Annotated in this window: 19 protein-coding genes; 8 read left to right on the top strand and 11 right to left on the bottom strand. The window is 57.5% G+C overall.

Features of this window, described 5'->3' with window-relative positions; genetic code table 11:
• Positions 1-29: 29 nt before the first annotated feature.
• From ispH to ET418_RS12225, 6 genes are all read right to left on the bottom strand, one after another.
• Positions 30-872, bottom strand: a complete 843-nt coding sequence (gene ispH, locus ET418_RS12250) for a 4-hydroxy-3-methylbut-2-enyl diphosphate reductase (RefSeq protein ID WP_149307904.1) — start codon at positions 870-872, stop codon at positions 30-32.
• Complete coding sequence (gene cmk, locus ET418_RS12245; protein ID WP_420819523.1) at positions 869-1,570, bottom strand: (d)CMP kinase; 702 nt, start codon at positions 1,568-1,570, stop codon at positions 869-871. Before cmk ends, ispH begins: the two co-directional genes overlap by 4 nt.
• Before the next feature lie 5 nt (positions 1,571-1,575).
• Positions 1,576-2,865: a 3-phosphoshikimate 1-carboxyvinyltransferase gene (gene aroA, locus ET418_RS12240; protein ID WP_149307902.1), complete on the bottom strand. Its 1,290-nt coding sequence runs from the start codon at positions 2,863-2,865 to the stop codon at positions 1,576-1,578.
• Between the two features lie 37 nt (positions 2,866-2,902).
• A complete protein-coding gene (locus ET418_RS12235; protein ID WP_149307901.1) occupies positions 2,903-3,766 on the bottom strand; it encodes a prephenate dehydrogenase in 864 nt (287 codons plus the stop codon).
• Between the two features lie 12 nt (positions 3,767-3,778).
• Entirely contained in the window at positions 3,779-4,858 is a 1,080-nt protein-coding gene (gene pheA / locus ET418_RS12230) for a prephenate dehydratase (protein ID WP_149307900.1), read from the bottom strand.
• 141 nt (positions 4,859-4,999) lie between these two features.
• The gene (locus ET418_RS12225) at positions 5,000-5,548 is read right to left on the bottom strand and encodes a phosphohydrolase (RefSeq protein ID WP_246153049.1); all 549 of its coding nucleotides are present in this window, start codon (positions 5,546-5,548) and stop codon (positions 5,000-5,002) included.
• Between the two features lie 211 nt (positions 5,549-5,759).
• On the opposite strand from ET418_RS12225, the gene ET418_RS12220 reads away from it, so the two are divergent.
• The 5 genes from ET418_RS12220 to ET418_RS12200 all read left to right on the top strand — a co-directional run bounded on the left by ET418_RS12220 (position 5,760) and on the right by ET418_RS12200 (position 7,837).
• Positions 5,760-5,927, top strand: coding sequence for a hypothetical protein (locus tag ET418_RS12220; protein ID WP_188055513.1), 168 nt, complete (start codon positions 5,760-5,762; stop codon positions 5,925-5,927).
• Between the two features lie 230 nt (positions 5,928-6,157).
• The gene (locus ET418_RS12215; protein ID WP_149307897.1) at positions 6,158-6,379 is read left to right on the top strand and encodes a hypothetical protein; all 222 of its coding nucleotides are present in this window, start codon (positions 6,158-6,160) and stop codon (positions 6,377-6,379) included.
• A 2-nt stretch (positions 6,380-6,381) separates the two neighbouring features.
• The gene (locus ET418_RS12210; RefSeq protein ID WP_149307896.1) at positions 6,382-6,837 is read left to right on the top strand and encodes an iron-sulfur cluster-binding oxidoreductase; all 456 of its coding nucleotides are present in this window, start codon (positions 6,382-6,384) and stop codon (positions 6,835-6,837) included.
• Positions 6,837-7,448 (top strand): hemerythrin domain-containing protein, encoded by a 612-nt coding sequence (locus ET418_RS12205; protein ID WP_149307895.1) that lies wholly within the window; start codon positions 6,837-6,839, stop codon positions 7,446-7,448. Before ET418_RS12210 ends, ET418_RS12205 begins: the two co-directional genes overlap by 1 nt.
• Positions 7,394-7,837, top strand: a complete 444-nt coding sequence (locus tag ET418_RS12200) for a PAS domain-containing protein (protein ID WP_149307894.1) — start codon at positions 7,394-7,396, stop codon at positions 7,835-7,837. Before ET418_RS12205 ends, ET418_RS12200 begins: the two co-directional genes overlap by 55 nt.
• Before the next feature lie 15 nt (positions 7,838-7,852).
• Here ET418_RS12200 and ET418_RS12195 read toward each other — a convergent pair whose 3' ends face one another.
• From ET418_RS12195 to pal, 3 genes are all read right to left on the bottom strand, one after another.
• Positions 7,853-9,553 (bottom strand): HAMP domain-containing protein, encoded by a 1,701-nt coding sequence (locus ET418_RS12195; RefSeq protein WP_149307893.1) that lies wholly within the window; start codon positions 9,551-9,553, stop codon positions 7,853-7,855.
• Between the two features lie 382 nt (positions 9,554-9,935).
• On the bottom strand, positions 9,936-10,427 hold the full coding sequence (locus ET418_RS12190; protein ID WP_149307892.1) for a chemotaxis protein CheW: 492 nt from the start codon (positions 10,425-10,427) through the stop codon (positions 9,936-9,938).
• Positions 10,428-10,669: 242 nt separating this feature from the next.
• On the bottom strand, positions 10,670-11,254 hold the full coding sequence (pal, locus tag ET418_RS12185; protein ID WP_149307891.1) for a peptidoglycan-associated lipoprotein Pal: 585 nt from the start codon (positions 11,252-11,254) through the stop codon (positions 10,670-10,672).
• 964 nt (positions 11,255-12,218) lie between these two features.
• Between pal and ET418_RS12180 the strand changes: the two genes are divergently transcribed.
• The 3 genes from ET418_RS12180 (at position 12,219) to ET418_RS12170 (ending at position 14,690) form a co-directional block, all read left to right on the top strand.
• Positions 12,219-13,781 carry a S10 family peptidase gene (locus ET418_RS12180; RefSeq protein WP_246153047.1) on the top strand — a complete coding sequence of 521 codons (1,563 nt, stop codon included), beginning with the start codon at positions 12,219-12,221 and terminating at the stop codon, positions 13,779-13,781.
• Positions 13,782-14,138: 357 nt separating this feature from the next.
• Positions 14,139-14,375, top strand: a complete 237-nt coding sequence (locus tag ET418_RS12175) for a hypothetical protein (protein WP_149307889.1) — start codon at positions 14,139-14,141, stop codon at positions 14,373-14,375.
• 78 nt (positions 14,376-14,453) lie between these two features.
• Positions 14,454-14,690 (top strand): hypothetical protein, encoded by a 237-nt coding sequence (locus ET418_RS12170; protein WP_149307888.1) that lies wholly within the window; start codon positions 14,454-14,456, stop codon positions 14,688-14,690.
• A 29-nt stretch (positions 14,691-14,719) separates the two neighbouring features.
• Here ET418_RS12170 and ET418_RS12165 read toward each other — a convergent pair whose 3' ends face one another.
• Together ET418_RS12165 and ET418_RS12160 are read right to left on the bottom strand one after the other, a co-directional pair.
• Positions 14,720-15,331, bottom strand: a complete 612-nt coding sequence (locus tag ET418_RS12165; protein ID WP_149307887.1) for a class I SAM-dependent DNA methyltransferase — start codon at positions 15,329-15,331, stop codon at positions 14,720-14,722.
• Between the two features lie 103 nt (positions 15,332-15,434).
• Positions 15,435-16,268, bottom strand: a complete 834-nt coding sequence (locus ET418_RS12160; RefSeq protein WP_149307886.1) for an MBL fold metallo-hydrolase — start codon at positions 16,266-16,268, stop codon at positions 15,435-15,437.
• Positions 16,269-16,390: the final 122 nt, after the last annotated feature.

The raw sequence follows: 16,390 nt of genomic DNA, 5'->3' as shown, positions 1-16,390 counted from the left end.
TAGTAATATAGCAACGAGTTGGGAAAAATTCAATTGCTTTTATTCAGCTCCTCAATCCGGCTCACCACTTCATCGATGATCCATTTGGGAGTCGATGCCCCGGCCGTGACCCCGACCCGCTCAACCCCGTCAAACCAACCGGGATCGATCTCGGCGGCGGTTTCTATGTGGTGGGTGCGCGGCTGGATTTCAACACACACCTCGGATAACCGGCGCGTGTTGGCGCTGTTGAAGCCCCCCACCACCAGCATGCAGTCAACCTGGTACGCCAACTCCTTGGCTTCCTCCTGGCGTATCGCCGTGGCGTCGCAGATCGTGTTGAACACCCGAATCTCACCGCCCCGCAAAAGGCACTCCGACACGACATTTTTGAGGTTTTCGAACGACTGGGTCGTCTGGGCGACGACGCCGATCTTGTTCATCTTGGGAAGTTTGCTAACCTCTTCGCCGGAACCGACGACAAACACCTTGTCGCCGCCATAGGAGACGATCCCCTGCACCTCGGGATGGTCGGCATCTCCAACCACAACCACGCCGTAGCCGGTCTCGGAGAGCCGCTTGACATGTTCCTGGGCCTTCTTGACGAAAGGACAGGTCGCGTCAACGATCTCCAACTGCTTTTGCACCGCCTCTTCGATCTCGTGGGAAGCTACCCCGTGGGAGCGGATGATGATGGTGCCGCGATCCATGGTGTCCAGGTTCTTAAGCACCTTGACCCCCATCTCCTCCAGCTTGTTGACGACCTGGGGGGAGTGAATGATCGGCCCGAGGGTATAGGTTGTTTTATCGATCCCCGCCGCCTCAAAGGCCATCTGGGTGGCCCGCTTGACGCCGAAGCAGAATCCTGCGCGCTTTGCGAGAAGTACTTTCATAGTAGTGTTCCAGCCTGTTGGATTTTTCCCCTGGCAATGTCTTCCATTTTGTTCAGCACCTCGTCGATACTGCTATGGGACGAATCAACGGGAATTGCGTCCTCGGCCTGCCTGAGCGGGGCGATATCACGCTGGGAATCCTGGCGATCCCTCCGGGTAACCGCTTCGATGGTCTCTTCCAGGGTTACCTGCTCCCCGTTGCCGACCAGTTCCGCGTAACGACGCTTCCCCCGTTCCTCGGGGGAGGCGAAGAGGAAGAATTTGAGCTCGGCGTCGGGAAAGACAGCCGTGCCGATGTCCCGCCCTTCGAGCACCACACCGCCGTCCTGTCCCAACCGGCGTTGAAGCAGCATCATGGATTCGCGCACCGGCCTGAGGGCCGAGATGCGCGAGGTCATCAGGGACATCTCCGGCGTTCGGATCAACTCGGTCACATCCTGTCCGTTGGCATACACCCGCAGGGAGCAGTTGGCGTTATCAAGGCGGATATCCGCGCTGCTGCAGAGGCGCTCCACGGCAGCGGCATCGCCAGGATCGATCCCCGCCTGACCGACCAGAAAGGCCACAGCCCGATACATGGCACCGGTATCGATCTGGAGATAGCCAAGCCTCTTGGCCAGCAAACGGGCGATGGTGCTCTTACCGGCGCCGGAAGGACCGTCTATGGCGATGATCAGGCCGTTGGGGCGTGCGTTCACGGCCATCACCTGCCTGCGACCTGTTCCAACAGCGGGAAAAAGGAAGGAAAGGACGTTGCCACGCACTCAACATCGCGGATGGTAATCCCGCCGTGCGACACTAGGGCCGCAACCGAAAGGGACATGGCGATGCGGTGATCGCCGTAGCTTTCCACCGTGCCGCCGCCGAGGCGTTCCGTGCCGAGGATGTCCATACCGTCGTCGCACTCCTCAACCACGACCCCGAGCGTGCGCAGGTTCGTTGCCATGGCCGCGATCCGGTCGGTTTCCTTGACCCGCAACTCCTTGGCCCCTCTCACCGTGGTCCGCCCTTCCGCGCAGGCTGCCGCCACACAGATGACCGGGAATTCGTCGATGGCCCGCGGCACCACGTCGCCGGAGATCTGGATGGCCTTCAGCCGCGACGAGCGGACCAGGACATCGGCCACCGGCTCGCCGGAAACTTCGCGCTCGTGGAGCAGTTCGAGAGAGCCGCCCATGGACCTGAGTATGTCGATGATCCCCGTGCGGGTCGGGTTGATGCCCACGTTGCGGATGAGCAATTCCGCCCCCGGCGTGACCAGGGCCGCGACCATGAAAAAGGCCGCCGAGGAGATGTCGCCCGGAACCCCGATTTCCTGACCGGTGAGTTCGGTCCCCCCACGAACCGTGACGCCATTTTTAAACACTTCCAGCGAGGCCCCGAACAGGCGGAACATGCGCTCCGAGTGGTCGCGGGAAAGGGTCGGTTCGCGGACGGAGGTTTCCCCGTCGGCATACAGGCCGGCCAGCATGATGGCGGATTTCACCTGGGCGCTGGAAACCGGTGATTCATAGCCGATGGCATTCAGGGCGCCGCCGGTGATGGCAAGCGGCGCCAGGGTCCCCTTGTCGCGCCCCATGATGCGGGCGCCCATGCGGACAAGCGGTTCCACCACCCGCTTCATGGGGCGCTTACGCAGATACTGGTCGCCGGTTACCACCGAGAAGAAGGATTGGCCTGCCAAAAGGCCGGTCAAAAGGCGGATACTGGTGCCGGAATTACCGCAATCGATGATGTCCGCAGGCTCCCTGAGACCACGCAGCCCCTGGCCGTGTATCGTCACGATTTCGCCGTCGTCCTCGATCCGCACCCCCATGGCGCGGAAAGCCCCCATGGTCGCCATGTTGTCTTCACCGCGCAGAAAACCTCTGATGGTGGTGACGCCATTGGCAATAGCCCCCAACATGATGGAACGGTGGGAGATGGACTTGTCCCCGGGGACAGTGATCTCACCATTGACAGACAATGCAGGTTGTATTGTGATGGATTTCACGCAAAGACTCCGTTGGTGCACAGTTGATCTTTCTCGTTCAGAGGATACCATCGCGAAACTGCTTGGCAATGGTAAAAAATTCGGCTAACGCCGCAGGATCGCTGCAGTCGATGCGCCGACGCAGCTCCGCCAGACTCGCCGAAAAACCATCGATGCTCGTCAGGAGGGCCGCCCTGTTCATCAGGGTGATGTCACGCCACATGACCGGGTCGGAAGAGGCGATGCGGGTAAAATCCCTGAAACCGCCGGCAGAGTAGGAGAGCACGTTTTCCCCTTCCACATCGGCCGTTCCCACGGCATGCACCAGGGCGTACGCCACGACGTGTGGCAGGTGGGATATTTCGGCGAAGATCCGGTCGTGGTGACCCGGCTCCATAGAGCAGACATTGGCACCGGCAGACCGCCAGAGCCGCGCCATCGTATCGTATGCCCCCGCGTCGGTGGCAGGGGTCGGCGTCAGGATACAGCGTTTGCCGGTGAAGAGTGCAGCAAAGGCTGCCGCTGCGCCCGAATGTTCGGTGCCGGCAATGGGGTGCCCGCCGACAAATGTGCATCCCGGTGGCATGAGCGCCTCGCACTCCCGCACAATGGCGGACTTGACGCTGCCGCCGTCGCTGACGATGCAGCCCGGGGGGAGAAAGGGGGCAATCTCCCGGACCACCATCGGGATGGAACAGACCGGAACCGAAACGAACACCACCTGGGCATCCCGCACGCCACGAGCGACGTCGGGTGTGATCTCATCGACAACCCCCAGGGAAAGGGCCTGGTTCAGGTTATCACGATCGGTGTCGACGCCGACGATGGTGCCGACCGCGCCTGCTTCACGCAGGGCCCGCGCAAAGGAACCGCCGATCAAGCCAACGCCGATGACGGTCAGACGCTCAATGATCATGGACATGCCGTCTCGCTCCTATATCGACCGCGGATAGGAACCGAGGACTTTGAGAAATTGACAGCACTCTTTGAGTTCGTCCAGGGCCGCCGCCACTTCCGGTTCGGAAACGTGGCCAAACAGGTCGAGAAAAAATATGTATTCCCAGGCCTTTTTCTTGTAGGGACGCGATTCGATCTTGGAGAGATTGATGCCGCGCTTGGCAAAAGGCTCCAGCATGCGGCAGAGGATGCCCGGCTCATCCTTGACGGAGAATAGTATGGAGGTCTTGTCGTTGCCGGAGCGTTCGATCTCCTTGCGGGCGATCACCAGGAAGCGTGTAAAGTTGTTGACCTGATCCTCTATTCTGGTTCTGACCACCTTGAGATCATAGAGCGAACCGGCAAGTTCACTGGCGATGGCGGCGGCGGTACTGTCTTCGCTGACCATCTGTGCCGCCACGGCCGTGGAGGCTACGTCCACCAGCGGCACGCCGGGCAGATTTTCGTCAAACCATTGGCGACACTGGGCAATGGCCTGGGGATGGGAATAAACCTTCTTGACGTCTTCAAGTCGCCCGGAACGGGACAACAGATCGTGGTGGACCTCCAGCAGGACCTCGGCGGTGATCTTCAGGCTGCTCTCCACGAACATGTCGAGGGTATGGGAAACGACCCCTTCGGTGGAATTTTCCACCGGCACCATGCCGTACAGCGCCTTGCCCTTCTCCACCTCCTCGAAGACCGATGGGATCGACTTGAGCGGCACCAGTTCCGCGGACAGTCCGAACTGCTGCATGGTAGCCAGGTGGCTGAAGGTCGCTTTGGGTCCCAGAAAGGCCACTTTCATGGGGGATTCCAGGGCCAGGCTGGCCGATATGATTTCACGGTAGATACTGCGCAGGGCGTCGTTGGGGAAGGGCCCGGGGTTGCGACTCAGCAGGCGTTCATAGATCTGACGTTCGCGACCGGGAACATGGAACTCCATATTGCTGCCGGACTTAAGCTTACCGACCTCGACCACCACCCGGGCGCGCTCGTTGAGGAGCTCGACAATCCGGTTGTCGATAGTGTCGATGCTGGTGCGAAGCTGTTCAATTGTGGGGGCATCCTGTTGCAATGAGACCACCTGAAAAAATACGGGATTTCCCAATAAAAAGAGGGTTAATTTACTGCATAGCCGTTTTAAATGCAACCACAATTAAGTATATGGAATAACCGTCTGGAAGCAAGGCACCTCACGAAACAGGTTTCGGACCGGTCATCCCCCTACCTGGAGAGCAGCCCCGAAGCGTTCCATCCATGCGTCAAAAATTTGAAGCTTGTCTTTTCCAAAGCCGGAAAGCTTTTCACGAACCCGCTCAGGCGGTGCTCTGTGGGACAACCTGTCCGGCTTTTTGGAGAAAAACAGGTCGGCAAAGCAGATAATTTCTTCTGCCGTCGTTCTGGGAACCATATCCCGAGGGGGAAGCGGCAGCTTCTGGTCAGCGATATCCTTGATCGTCAAGCCGACACCGATGTGGCGTTCGCACACCAGGGCATGCTGCGACAAGCCTTCGCGCTCAAGGATCTCCCGCCCCAGAATGCCATGCATGATGTAGGGATGGGGCCCCAGAGCGCCGATTCCAGGGGCAGAAACCCTACATACGCCAATGTCGTGCAGCATGGCCGCTTCCTGTATGAAGGTGCATTCCTCAGGGGAAAGAGAGGCCACATGACCGACAGCCAGGGCAAGTTCTGCCACTACCCTCCCATGGGTGGCCACGATCTCCAACCCAGCACCCTCAAAGTACCTGCCCAGCATTGCCATCACATCCACCATCTGTACGCTCACCGCCAAAAGTCAAATTTTAGACACATATCTATACCCCAAACAGGCCCAAACAAGTCAATATTTTGTTACATACATGCAACATGCTGTTTATATTACATTATTTTTTAGGCACACCTTATGCTTATACAAAGAAAACATTAAGCAACGCAGGCACGACCAGTTGTCAAACGAACAGGAGCGGTTACCCGTGTACGCCAAATTCCCATTTTATTCCATAGCGCAAATGTATGCCATCAGCATTGAAGAGCCGGTTGCCATCCTTCTGGGACAGGACAACCTCTATTGGGTCGTCGATCAAGTCTGCGCATCCGACTATCTTAACGACGGGTGTTCCCTGCTCAGCGCTGCCGATTAAGACCTCCGCCGCTTCAAACCGATCACTCGTCGAACGAAACGCCTGCATCACCTTTTATACCTCAACCCCCTTCCAAATAAAAGGGTTCACAGCTCCTATTCCTTCTCCGTTTCACGACAAACCAATCCTCTTTCCGCCCCATATCCGACAAAATATTGACCTGCATCATTACTTTCCCCGCTTGGGCAGGTTATCCTGCAACCATACTTCAGGAGGCGAGGAGGTTGACCATGGAACTCAGAAGCGGTCTAGGCGACAAGGCCATCCAGGACGTAATCCAGACACACCCGGAGATCGGCGGGATTCTCAAACACTACGATATCGGCTGCGTTACCTGCACGGTGGGTGTCTGTCTCTTAAAGGACGTCGTCGCCATCCACGGCCTGACAGAGGACGACGAGGCGGCAATTCAACAGAAAATCAACAGTTACCTTACGGCAAAAGGAGAATGATCATGACACACCCCGGATGCGGCTGCCCCGGCAGCATGGCGCGTACCATCGAACAACCGGAACCAGATGAAGGCACTACGGTCAGAGTTCGTTCCGAGCTGCGACAGTGGCCGGTGCAACTCCATCTGATACCATCAACGGCATCCTACCTCCAGGACGCGGACCTCCTGATCAGCGCCGACTGTGTGGCCTATGCCATGGGTGGCATGCACCAGGAGCTGCTGAAGGGAAAAGCCCTGGCCATCGCCTGCCCCAAACTGGACGACACCACCCCCTATGTAGAAAAGCTGGCCGGCATCTTCAGCACCAACACCATAAAGAGCATCACCGTGGCCATTATGGAAGTACCCTGCTGCCGCGGTCTGGACATTCTGGTCAGGGAGGCACTGGCCCGGAGCGGGCAGGAGATCCCCCTTGAGTGCGTGGTAATAGGCGTCAACGGAGAACGGAGGAATTGATGGAAGCCGAGATTACCCAAGCGCTGGTCAACGAACATCGCCTGATTCTCAGGATGGTGGCCCTCCTGGAGCACAATGCCCGCCGGACCGTCGCAGGAGCGTACGACGGATGGCAATTCTACCTGAACGGCGTGGACTTTATCCGCAATTACGCCGACCGCTTCCACCACGCGAAAGAAGAGGATGTCCTCTTTGCGGCACTGTTTGAAAACGGCATGCCCCGCGAGCACAGTCCGGTGGCCGCCATGCTGCTGGAGCATGACCAGGGAAGACAGTATGTGGGGGCCATGGAGGCAGCGGCCAAAGAGGCCACGGCGGGCAAGGGCGGCTGCGCCGAGCTCGTCGTGGAAAATGCCCGGGCTTACGCCGAACTGCTGCGCGCCCATATCGCGAAAGAGGACGGAATACTCTACCCCCTTGCCGAACGGCTCATACCTGCTAGACTGAAAAGCGATATCACCGCGGGCTACACAGCGGCAGAAGCGGGAAAACCGGCCGGTTTCGCGGCCCATTATGGGGCGCTCGTAACGAAATACGAACGAGAGGTTGAGGGCCTATGGATACTGAACGACTCTGCAGCACCATCATTGAAAATGCCAATGACGCCGTGATGTTTTCCGACAGCAGGGGGATTATCCAACTCTGGAACAGCGGCGCGGAACGAATGTTCGGCTACCGTAGCGAAGAGGCGCTGGGCAAATCCCTGGACCTGATCATACCCGAGAACCTGCGCCAACGGCACTGGGACGGCTACTTTCGGGTCATGGCAAGCGGTACGAGCCGCTACAGCGTTGAAATGCTCTCCGCACCCGCCCTGCGCAAGGACGGTAGCCGCATCTCCACCGAATTTTCCATGGTCGTGGTCACGGATACGGCCGGGCAGGTTCAGGGTGTTGCCGCGATCATCCGCGACGTAACGGCGCGATGGCAGCGGGAGCGGGAGCAGAAGGAACGCATCAGGGAGTTGGAGTTGTTGCAGGAAAACGTGCCCCAAGGGTAAGGGGAAACAGGCCTGTCAGGTTTCCCTGCGGCCCTGCAGTCTGGCTTCGCAGTCAGGACAGATGCCGTAGCTGAACATGGCGCCTGAGTGTTTGCTGATATAGGTTTCCAGTTGGTTCCAGTACCCCTTATCGTCACGGATCTTCTTGCAGGAGTCGCAGATGGGCAGCAAGCCGCTCAATATCCTGACATCGCACAGCGCACCCTGAAGATCCCCGATGAGCCCTTCACGCTCTTTTTCAATCTTCTTCCGGTCGCTGATATCCTCGATCTGAACGATGAAATATTCCGGAGCGCCTTCGTCGCCCTTGAGGACAGAGGCGGTCAGTTGCCCCCAGACCAACTCGCGGCCCTTGGTTATGTACCGTTTTTCCACGGTATAGGCGGAAACCTCTCCATCCAGCAGCCGCTCTACATTGGGGATATCCAGGTTCAGGTCGTCCGGGTGGGTTACCTCCGCGAAGGTCAAACCTTGAAGCGCCTCTTTTTCATATCCCAGGATGGCGCACAGGGCGTGGTTAACCAGGAGAAACGCACCGTTGAGAGAGACGAGTGCCATCCCGATGGGAGCGTTTTCCAAAGCGCTGCGGAATCGGGCCTCGCTTTCCCGCACGGCCTTCTCACGGACGGAAAGCTGATCCGCCATCTGGTCGAAGGTCTGGGCCAAATCCCCCAACTCTCCCCCCTGCAGGCAAGCGGAAACCCGCGTGTGAAGAGTCCCTGCCGCCAACCGGTGGGAAGCCTCCCGCAACGCATTGATTCTGTTAACAAAACAGTGTTTGCCGATAAACAGGGCCAAAAAAATGGCTGCGAGCAGGAACAGCGACAGGAACGCCATATTGTAAAACTGCTTTTCCGCCGCTTTACTCAGGGTCGCCTGGAGAGGAATACCGGCACGAACGTACAGGTAAGGGAACGTTTCATTGCGTAACCGCAATTTGGTGTACGAAATGATCCGCCGGTCGCCGGACACCCCCACATCAATAAACGAGTTCTCCTCAGGACCGTTCACCATGCTCATGAAGATCCCGTCGTTGACCTTTTTACCGACAAACTCCTCGGGATTCAGGTTTCTGTCGATTATCACCCCGTTATAGTCGATGATATTGAAGGTCGTCCCCTGGGGCAAGCCGGCCTGGTTAAACAGGACATTGTAATGGTCAAAGTTGAAGTTGACTGCAATAACGGCCCTAACCTCACCTTTTTCATCAAGAACCGGGTACCCGAAACCGATGGTCGGTTTTGTGGAAATCTGACCAATGACATATTCGCCGGAAGAAAATTGCCTGGTTTTGACGGCATTCCGGAAGGTACGCTTATCGCGCAGGGAGATCTGCTTGGTAAGAGGCAGAGCCGATGCCCACACATCTCCCGTTGTTGGGTCGGCGATCACGATATTTGCATACTGGGGATTCAGGGCGAGAACACTCGTCAGAATACCGTTGACGGCCGCCGTCTTATGTTCCCTGACCTGAGGCAATTGTCCCAGCACGGTCACCAGCTGGTGTGCGGCCGCAGTAAGATTTCTCTGTTCGGAGGCAATGCTGTAGGCCAGTTTCCTCGTCTCGGCGACGCCTTCCTGCAGCGCATCTTTGTGCTGGTCCAGACCAAAATGGACGATCAACCCCACAGCCGGCAAGGCAAGCAGCAGGGTCTGCAGGAGCAGAAGTTTCCGCAACGAAAGGTAGGAGAGGTGATCGAGCAGGCTTCGTATCATGAACGCGTCCTCGAGAGGCTGTCGGGCAGGCGCTTATAAGATGGCTTGATTCCGTGAGGCCGGGGCGACAATCGCCACCTCGGGGCATGTTCGCATGTACCTCGAACGCGGCACGACATGAACGCCGCCAAATTACATGCTATTCAAAAACTTGCAAAAGCCGGGCCTCAAATTGGATCAGGGAGGAGATCGGTGCTCTATTCGTACATTTCCCCCAAAAGAAGCGACAAAACCGCCACCCCTCATGGGAACCGGAACAGTGATTGTGTGCCGGTTAGCCGGGTGGAGAGGCTGTCGTGCCAAAGGTGGGCTGGAAAACGATAATGGGGATACTCTATCAGGGTATCCCCATCGTCACGGCGGTTTTTCCGGCAAATCTTAGTTACATTCCGCCAAATAGCTGGGTTTCTCCCGGCGAAAACATCTTATCCAGGGAAAGAAGCACGAGCAGGCGATCCGTTCGGTTGATCACGCCCGTGATGCACTCCTGATCTATACCGCCCGACACCACGGGTGGGGGAGGCTGTATTTCGCTATCGGAGATGCGGATGACCTCCGACACGGCATCGACGATAAATCCCGTTAAATCGCCGTCCACATCCACAACAATGATGCGGGTCTGGCTATTGTTCGCCACTTCGGGCAAACCGAATTTACGACGCATGGAGATAATGGGAATCACCCGCCCGCGAAGGTTGATAATGCCCTCAACGTAGTGCAGGGTGTTGGGCATGTGTGTAATGGCGGTCATGCGGATGATTTCGCGGACCTTCAGGACCTCTATGCCAAATTCTTCGTCCCCCAGGTTAAAGCTGACGAGTTGGTTGAGCTCACCCTTGGACTCATCACTCTTGACCATCAGTTCGTTGGACATTATCCATTCCTTTCAGTGGTTCAAATCGTTGCCATGCAGCCCATTCTATACCAGTTTGCCAAAGCCCTGTCAAAGCCTGAACAGCCCCGGCCGCAGCCCCCCCCCAGGTAAAACCGCAACAGAACACGACCGTCACTCCCAGAACAAGCAAACGAACAAACGTCACGCCTTGCATCATGGTTATCAATCATTCCTTCAGCCCGGGGGGACCTCAAAGCGCCCCCCCCGGACTGAAAACAGCTTTACGGCGTCACGACGACAAGCTCGTCGCGGCGGTTCTTTTTCCAGGCCGCCTCGTCATGCCCCTGGTCGGCAGGCCGCTCTTTGCCATAGCTGATGGTTGCAAGCCGCCCATCGGAAACGCCCAGTGTCGTCAGGTACTTTTTGGCGGCCTGAGCGCGGCGCTCGCCCAAAGCCAGGTTGTATTCGGCAGAACCATGCTCGTCGCAATTACCCTCGATACGAACCTTGGCCTCGGGTGCCTTTACGAGCGCAGCGGCGTTCTTTGCCAGCGTGGCGCGGGCCGCATCGGACAGTTGGGAGGAGTCGAAATCGAAATAGATCCTGTCCAGGGCAGACTGAAGTTGTGAAGCTGACGAGGTGCTTTGGGCCTGCGGTGCAACAGCGGCCTGCTTGGCCGGAACAGCCGCCTGTTCTTTCCCGGCTACCGGCGTTACGGCATCGTTTTTCTGCGGTCCGACCGTCTTGACGACAGGCGCCGCTGCTATCCCCTCGTCCTTTTTCACAACCTCCTGGTTTGCGCACCCCCCCACAAGCAAGAGCCCACAAACAAGCATCGCGACGCAAAATTTCATACTGTTTTTCATGATTTATACTCCTCTGAAATAAGATAAGATAAGATAAGACAAAAAAAAGACGCACGCACGCGGCAACCGTTGTTGACGGCATCGCCACGGGCGCTAGATACGGTTACGGGATTAAACGTACGAAGGAAAACGGGGGGGAGCGCGGGGCGTTAGTAGCCGTAACAGCAGCAGAGAGGAAACGAATACAATCACGATGTGAGACGACAGCGGCTGACCTACGGGAGTGATGGGAGAAATCGACCAGCCCAGGGCAACTGGCTCATCGCACTGGTTGGCCGGTGCCAGCTGGACCGATTTTTCAGCTGGCGTCTCCAGGACGGCACGCGGTGTGGCTTTCGGCTTTTGCGGACGTGATAGAGTAGGAACCTTTATCCCGAGGAACAGGAGGAATAAAGGCAGGGTGAAAATAACCAGGCGTCTGGTCGAGTGATGCCGCATAGCGTGGTACATGGTGATAGTAATATCAGATTGTTGCAACAAAGTGCAATCGAATTGGCCGGCACGCCTCTCGGCAGACCCCACCGCCCCTGCTACTGTTTGCCATGAGGCGGATCTTTCACTTTATTCTCGTGTTTGGCACCTCGGTCCCCGAGGTCGCAGGCGTTGGACATTCAGGTGGACACACCGAGGCGCGGAAGGATGTACTTTTGGAGTACCACCCACACAACGAGGAATATGATCAGCACTAGCAGTTCTTTCACTCCTTCACCTCGCTCATTCGGATTGGGGCTGGGCAATCATACCGGAATCGTACCCCCGGTCTCAGACCCATGATTCAATTTATAATATATAACAAAAAATACATCAACAACAATCACGACCGGAAGTAAGAATCATGCCGCCTCCGGCCAGGTCACTCCACCCTCAGCCTCCAACCACTGTGATGGTTGTGGACAGCCCATGGTTGGGGTATAGTGTACTCGTATTTTTGATGCCCGAGCGCCAGACCCCGGAGGTAAGCCCCTTGTTCATCCCCCTGTTTTTAACGGTCCTCTTGTTGGCCGGTGAACTTCATCATCCCAGCCTGTCCGCGGCGGAGACCACAACAAGGATCGCCCAATCAGCCCATGATGACGGAAAAGGCGCGGAGAAGGGGAACAAGGAGTCGGGCCCGGCCGCGGAAACACCGGTCGTAACCCGCCACACCATCACCATGAAAGGCAAGACACTGGCCTATACAGCGACCGCAGGCGAGCTGCCGGTGCAGAACGATGCCGGCGAAACCGAGGCCCAGATCTTTTTTGTCGCCTATAGCGTCCCCCCCCCTTTGCCCACCGTCAAACGTCCGCTGCTGTTCATCTTCAACGGCGGCCCCGGTGCGTCGTCGGTCTGGCTGCACCTCGGGGCGGTCGGCCCCCGTATCGTGCGAATGCTGCCCGACGGCAGGATGCCCGCCCCTCCCTTTCATCTGGAGGACAACGACACGACCTGGCTGGAGTGGGCTGACCTGGTGTTCATCGACCCCGTCGGCACCGGTTACAGCCGGGCGACCAAGGCGGATCTGACGAAAAAATTCGCCACGGTCCAGGGCGATGTGGACTCATTGGGGCGGTTCATCAGGCTCTATCTGGGACGTTACGAACGCTGGGGGGGACCATTGTTCCTGGCGGGAGAGAGCTACGGGGCATTCCGCTCCGCGGGGCTGTCCGAATACCTGCTTGAGCACGGCATCGCGCTCAACGGCATCGTGCTGATCTCCTCAGTCATGAACATGCAGCCCCTTAGCTTCGACCAGGGCAATGACCTCCCCTACCCCCTGTTCCTCCCCAGTTACACGGCAACGGCATGGTATCATCACCGACTGGCACCCCAATTCCAGGCCGACCTGGACAAGACGCTGGCCCAGGCGGAGTCATGGGCGGCAACGGAGTACACGGCGGCACTGGTTCAGGGGGATAGCCTGCCTGCAGAGAAACGCCGCGAGGTTGCCGACAAACTGGCTGAATTCACCGGACTGGATGCGGCCTTCATCGCCAACCGCAACCTGCGTATCGACAACAGAAACTTCGTCAGGGAGCTCCTCCGCGACCGGCAGCAGATGGTTGGATATCTGGACAGCCGCTTCACGGCTCCGGACCTGGAACCGTCGAGCCATCGCAGCTTTGACCCCACCGTGGCCATCATCAAGCCACCCTATACCGATGCTTTCAACCGCTATATCCGCACGGAACTCGGCTACAAATCCGACCTGGAATACTTTGTCCTGGGCGGCGGCATCGGCCACTGGGACTGGGAGGCGAAGAACAGCTACGCCGACACCAGCGACAACCTGCGCAACAGTTTTGCCAAAAACCCCTATATGAAGCTCTTCGTGGCCATGGGGCTGTTCGACCTGGCAACCCCCCACTTTTCCAGCACATACACCCTCAATCACTTAGGTTTAACGCCGGCACTCCAGAAAAACATTTCAACCCGCCGCTACCGTGCCGGACATATGATGTACCTGGACAGCACCTCCCGGGGGCAGCTGAATCGGGACGTGAAGGAGTTCGTCCATAAGGCGCTTGCCGAAAACCCACATGAGTAACCTGTACGGTCGATTCGCCGCTGTAACTTCTCACGACATGAGAGCCGTCTCCCGAATGTATCATTTCCCTATACAGGTACATTCCGGTCCTACCCTCAGATAAATTAAATAATATCAGTATATTATCACAACACCACCCTCGGCACGCCTCGTCATGGTTGTATGGGATTGGTATACAGACACCCATACGGCCGCCCGCCCCCACAGCCGTCCACCGCCGCCACTACCCGTAGTAATACACAATAATATCAGTATGTTGAATCAAAGATCAAGCTATGCATGTGTTATGGCACGGCACATGCAAATTATAAGGGTAAGGAAACACGCCGGACACCCGAGGGAAGAAAGGAGAGAGCCATGAGAACCTTATCAGCAACGCTATTGTCCCTGATGATCACTGCAACCAAGGTGTTGGCAGCGGGAGGGGGAAGTGAAGGTGAAGGTTTGGGCTTGCTGGCGACATTCTTCATCGCATTCGGGATACTGATCGTCCTGTTCCAGTTCATCCCCGGTATTATGCTCTTTGTCGGGATGTTGAGGGGAATCTTTTCAGCTGGCGATGAAAAATTGCACGGAACCACGAGCGCCAAATAGCATCACACCCGGTTACCGCGAGAGTGAACACATTCACACAGGTAGTCGTGCGGAGTAGAGATAGAGAGGGAGGACGCCATGAAAACCACCTTACTTAAAAACGCTCTGCTGTTGAGCATAGGTTCCGTTTCCAACGCATTTGCGGCAAGCAGTGCACGGGAAGACAACAGTGGTCTGTTCGTATGGATATTCCTGGGATTCTGCGCCCTGATCGTCATTGCCCAACTCATGCCGGTCATGCTGCTGCTCTTCGGCTTTGCCAAGGGGCTCAGCAAGGATAAAACCGCCGAACCGCAGCCGGTAAAGACCAAATAAGGAAATCGGGCGAGAACGGTTGTCCCGGTTCAGGGATTGACAGCCACGGCAAGCAGCACCGAGTAGACGCGTTCACCTTTGCGCATGGTGGTCGCCTTGCGGACGGCGATGGAAGTAAAACCGGCCTGGGCAAGAAAACCCTCCAGTTCCTCCCGGCTGAAACCATGGTGAAACACGCCGGTCGGGTTGTCGTGGAAGCTGCCGTCCTCGGTTTCCAGGTCAGCCAAAGCAACCCAGCCGCCGGGATGCAGCAACCCGCGCAGCGACGTCAGCAGCGGAACGATCTCCAGGATGTGGTGCAGGGTCATGGCGCTGGTGACGAGATGAAAGGGACCCACGGGCGGTTCTCCCTGTTCCAGATCGCAACGGATCGCGCGCGTATTTTGGATGCCTGTCGCGGAGCATTTGGCCGTCAGGCGATCCACCATCCCTTGAGAACTGTCCAGACCGACCATGCTGTGCAGGGCGGGCGCCAGGTCAAGCGTCAGCAGGCCGGTGCCGCAACCGTAGTCCATCCCGTCCCAATCCGCTGAAAGCGGGACCGTATCTTTTATGGCTGCCCCGATGTCTGCAGCCAGCTTTACCCGGCGCGGCTCTTCGTCCCAGGTTGATGCTACGATATCGAAATTCTTCCGTTCCATGGCAATTTCTCCCCCAATAACCTGATATGGCGTGCTCCACGGCGGACGCCCGACGCCTCGGGTGCGTTGCTGGGAACGCCCCGCCAATACAGCATTTCGATGATCACACCTCAAGGGTATACCCAACCAGCGCCACCTGAAATTCCCGCGGCAATTCCCGCGACAGACGTGCCGAGGCGGCAAAACCGGTGCAATGACCGGCCGCTATCTTCCTGATTCCCCACTCCTTGAGCGCCTGAATGGTTTTCCCCGTTTGCTCCTGGCTGCAAAAGGCCAAGTGGGTCCCACCGATCACGGCGTACACATCGCGCCGGCCGGTCATATAGGCGATATGCTCCAGCGTATTGACCAGTCCGGCATGGCAGCATCCCAGAACGACCACCAACCCCCTATCGGTCTCCAGCACCAACGACTGGTCGTCAATCGTGGCGTCCAACTCCTGCCCGGTGCAATCGCAGTACAACCCCTGATCACCGGTTTCGAACGCCGTGGCGCGGGGAACCTCGCCGGATAGGTGAACACCGGGGGCCAGTTCGCGGAATGCCGTCGAAAGATCGAATGTCGCCCCGACGCTTTCCAATGTTTCCCGCCCCAGGGACAGGCCGACGGGAAAGCACTCACCCGTATCCTTTACCCGGTAGCGGGGGGCGAAGATACCCGTGTGCCCGTACACCCGCCGGGGGCCGAACTCCTGCAGGTAGGGAAGCAGGCCTCCGGTATGATCGAAATGGCCGTGGGAAATAGCCACCTTTCCGACCGCGGAAAGGTTTTTGTTCATCCGGCGGGCGTTGTGCAGCAGGGTAAGCCCCTGGCCGGTGTCGAACAGGATGGCCTCCCCCCCGGACGGTTCGATCAGGGCGGCAAAGCCGTGTTCCCCCAGAGTGCCGCAGATGGGTCCGACTGAATTTTCACACAGGACGGTGATACGAAAGTTCATATGCCACCCTTTCGACATCTTCGATTCAGGGTGCAACCATGTCGCCCTTAAACATATTAATATACATATATTTAATACAGTGTCAACAACTGCAACAAAAAAACCGCCCGGCAGCATCAGGC

It is taken from the genome of Oryzomonas rubra (genome assembly GCF_008369015.1).
Taxonomy (GTDB): domain Bacteria; phylum Desulfobacterota; class Desulfuromonadia; order Geobacterales; family Pseudopelobacteraceae; genus Oryzomonas; species Oryzomonas japonica.
Note: the sequence above shows the minus strand (reverse complement) of the source record. Positions and strands in the feature narration are given on the sequence as shown.

Coding starts and splice junctions, on each gene's coding strand:
- ET418_RS12195 (WP_149307893.1), bottom strand. CDS start 9,553: ATGATACGAAGCCTGCTCGATCACCTCTCCTACCTTTCGTTGCGGAAA.
- ET418_RS12190 (WP_149307892.1), bottom strand. CDS start 10,427: ATGTCCAACGAACTGATGGTCAAGAGTGATGAGTCCAAGGGTGAGCTC.
- ET418_RS12175 (WP_149307889.1), top strand. CDS start 14,139: ATGAGAACCTTATCAGCAACGCTATTGTCCCTGATGATCACTGCAACC.
- ET418_RS12225 (WP_246153049.1), bottom strand. CDS start 5,548: ATGGCAATGCTGGGCAGGTACTTTGAGGGTGCTGGGTTGGAGATCGTG.
- ET418_RS12165 (WP_149307887.1), bottom strand. CDS start 15,331: ATGGAACGGAAGAATTTCGATATCGTAGCATCAACCTGGGACGAAGAG.
- ET418_RS12215 (WP_149307897.1), top strand. CDS start 6,158: ATGGAACTCAGAAGCGGTCTAGGCGACAAGGCCATCCAGGACGTAATC.
- ET418_RS12210 (WP_149307896.1), top strand. CDS start 6,382: ATGACACACCCCGGATGCGGCTGCCCCGGCAGCATGGCGCGTACCATC.
- ET418_RS12170 (WP_149307888.1), top strand. CDS start 14,454: ATGAAAACCACCTTACTTAAAAACGCTCTGCTGTTGAGCATAGGTTCC.
- ET418_RS12235 (WP_149307901.1), bottom strand. CDS start 3,766: ATGTCCATGATCATTGAGCGTCTGACCGTCATCGGCGTTGGCTTGATC.
- ET418_RS12200 (WP_149307894.1), top strand. CDS start 7,394: ATGGATACTGAACGACTCTGCAGCACCATCATTGAAAATGCCAATGAC.
- ET418_RS12160 (WP_149307886.1), bottom strand. CDS start 16,268: ATGAACTTTCGTATCACCGTCCTGTGTGAAAATTCAGTCGGACCCATC.
- pal (WP_149307891.1), bottom strand. CDS start 11,254: ATGAAAAACAGTATGAAATTTTGCGTCGCGATGCTTGTTTGTGGGCTC.
- ET418_RS12205 (WP_149307895.1), top strand. CDS start 6,837: ATGGAAGCCGAGATTACCCAAGCGCTGGTCAACGAACATCGCCTGATT.
- ispH (WP_149307904.1), bottom strand. CDS start 872: ATGAAAGTACTTCTCGCAAAGCGCGCAGGATTCTGCTTCGGCGTCAAG.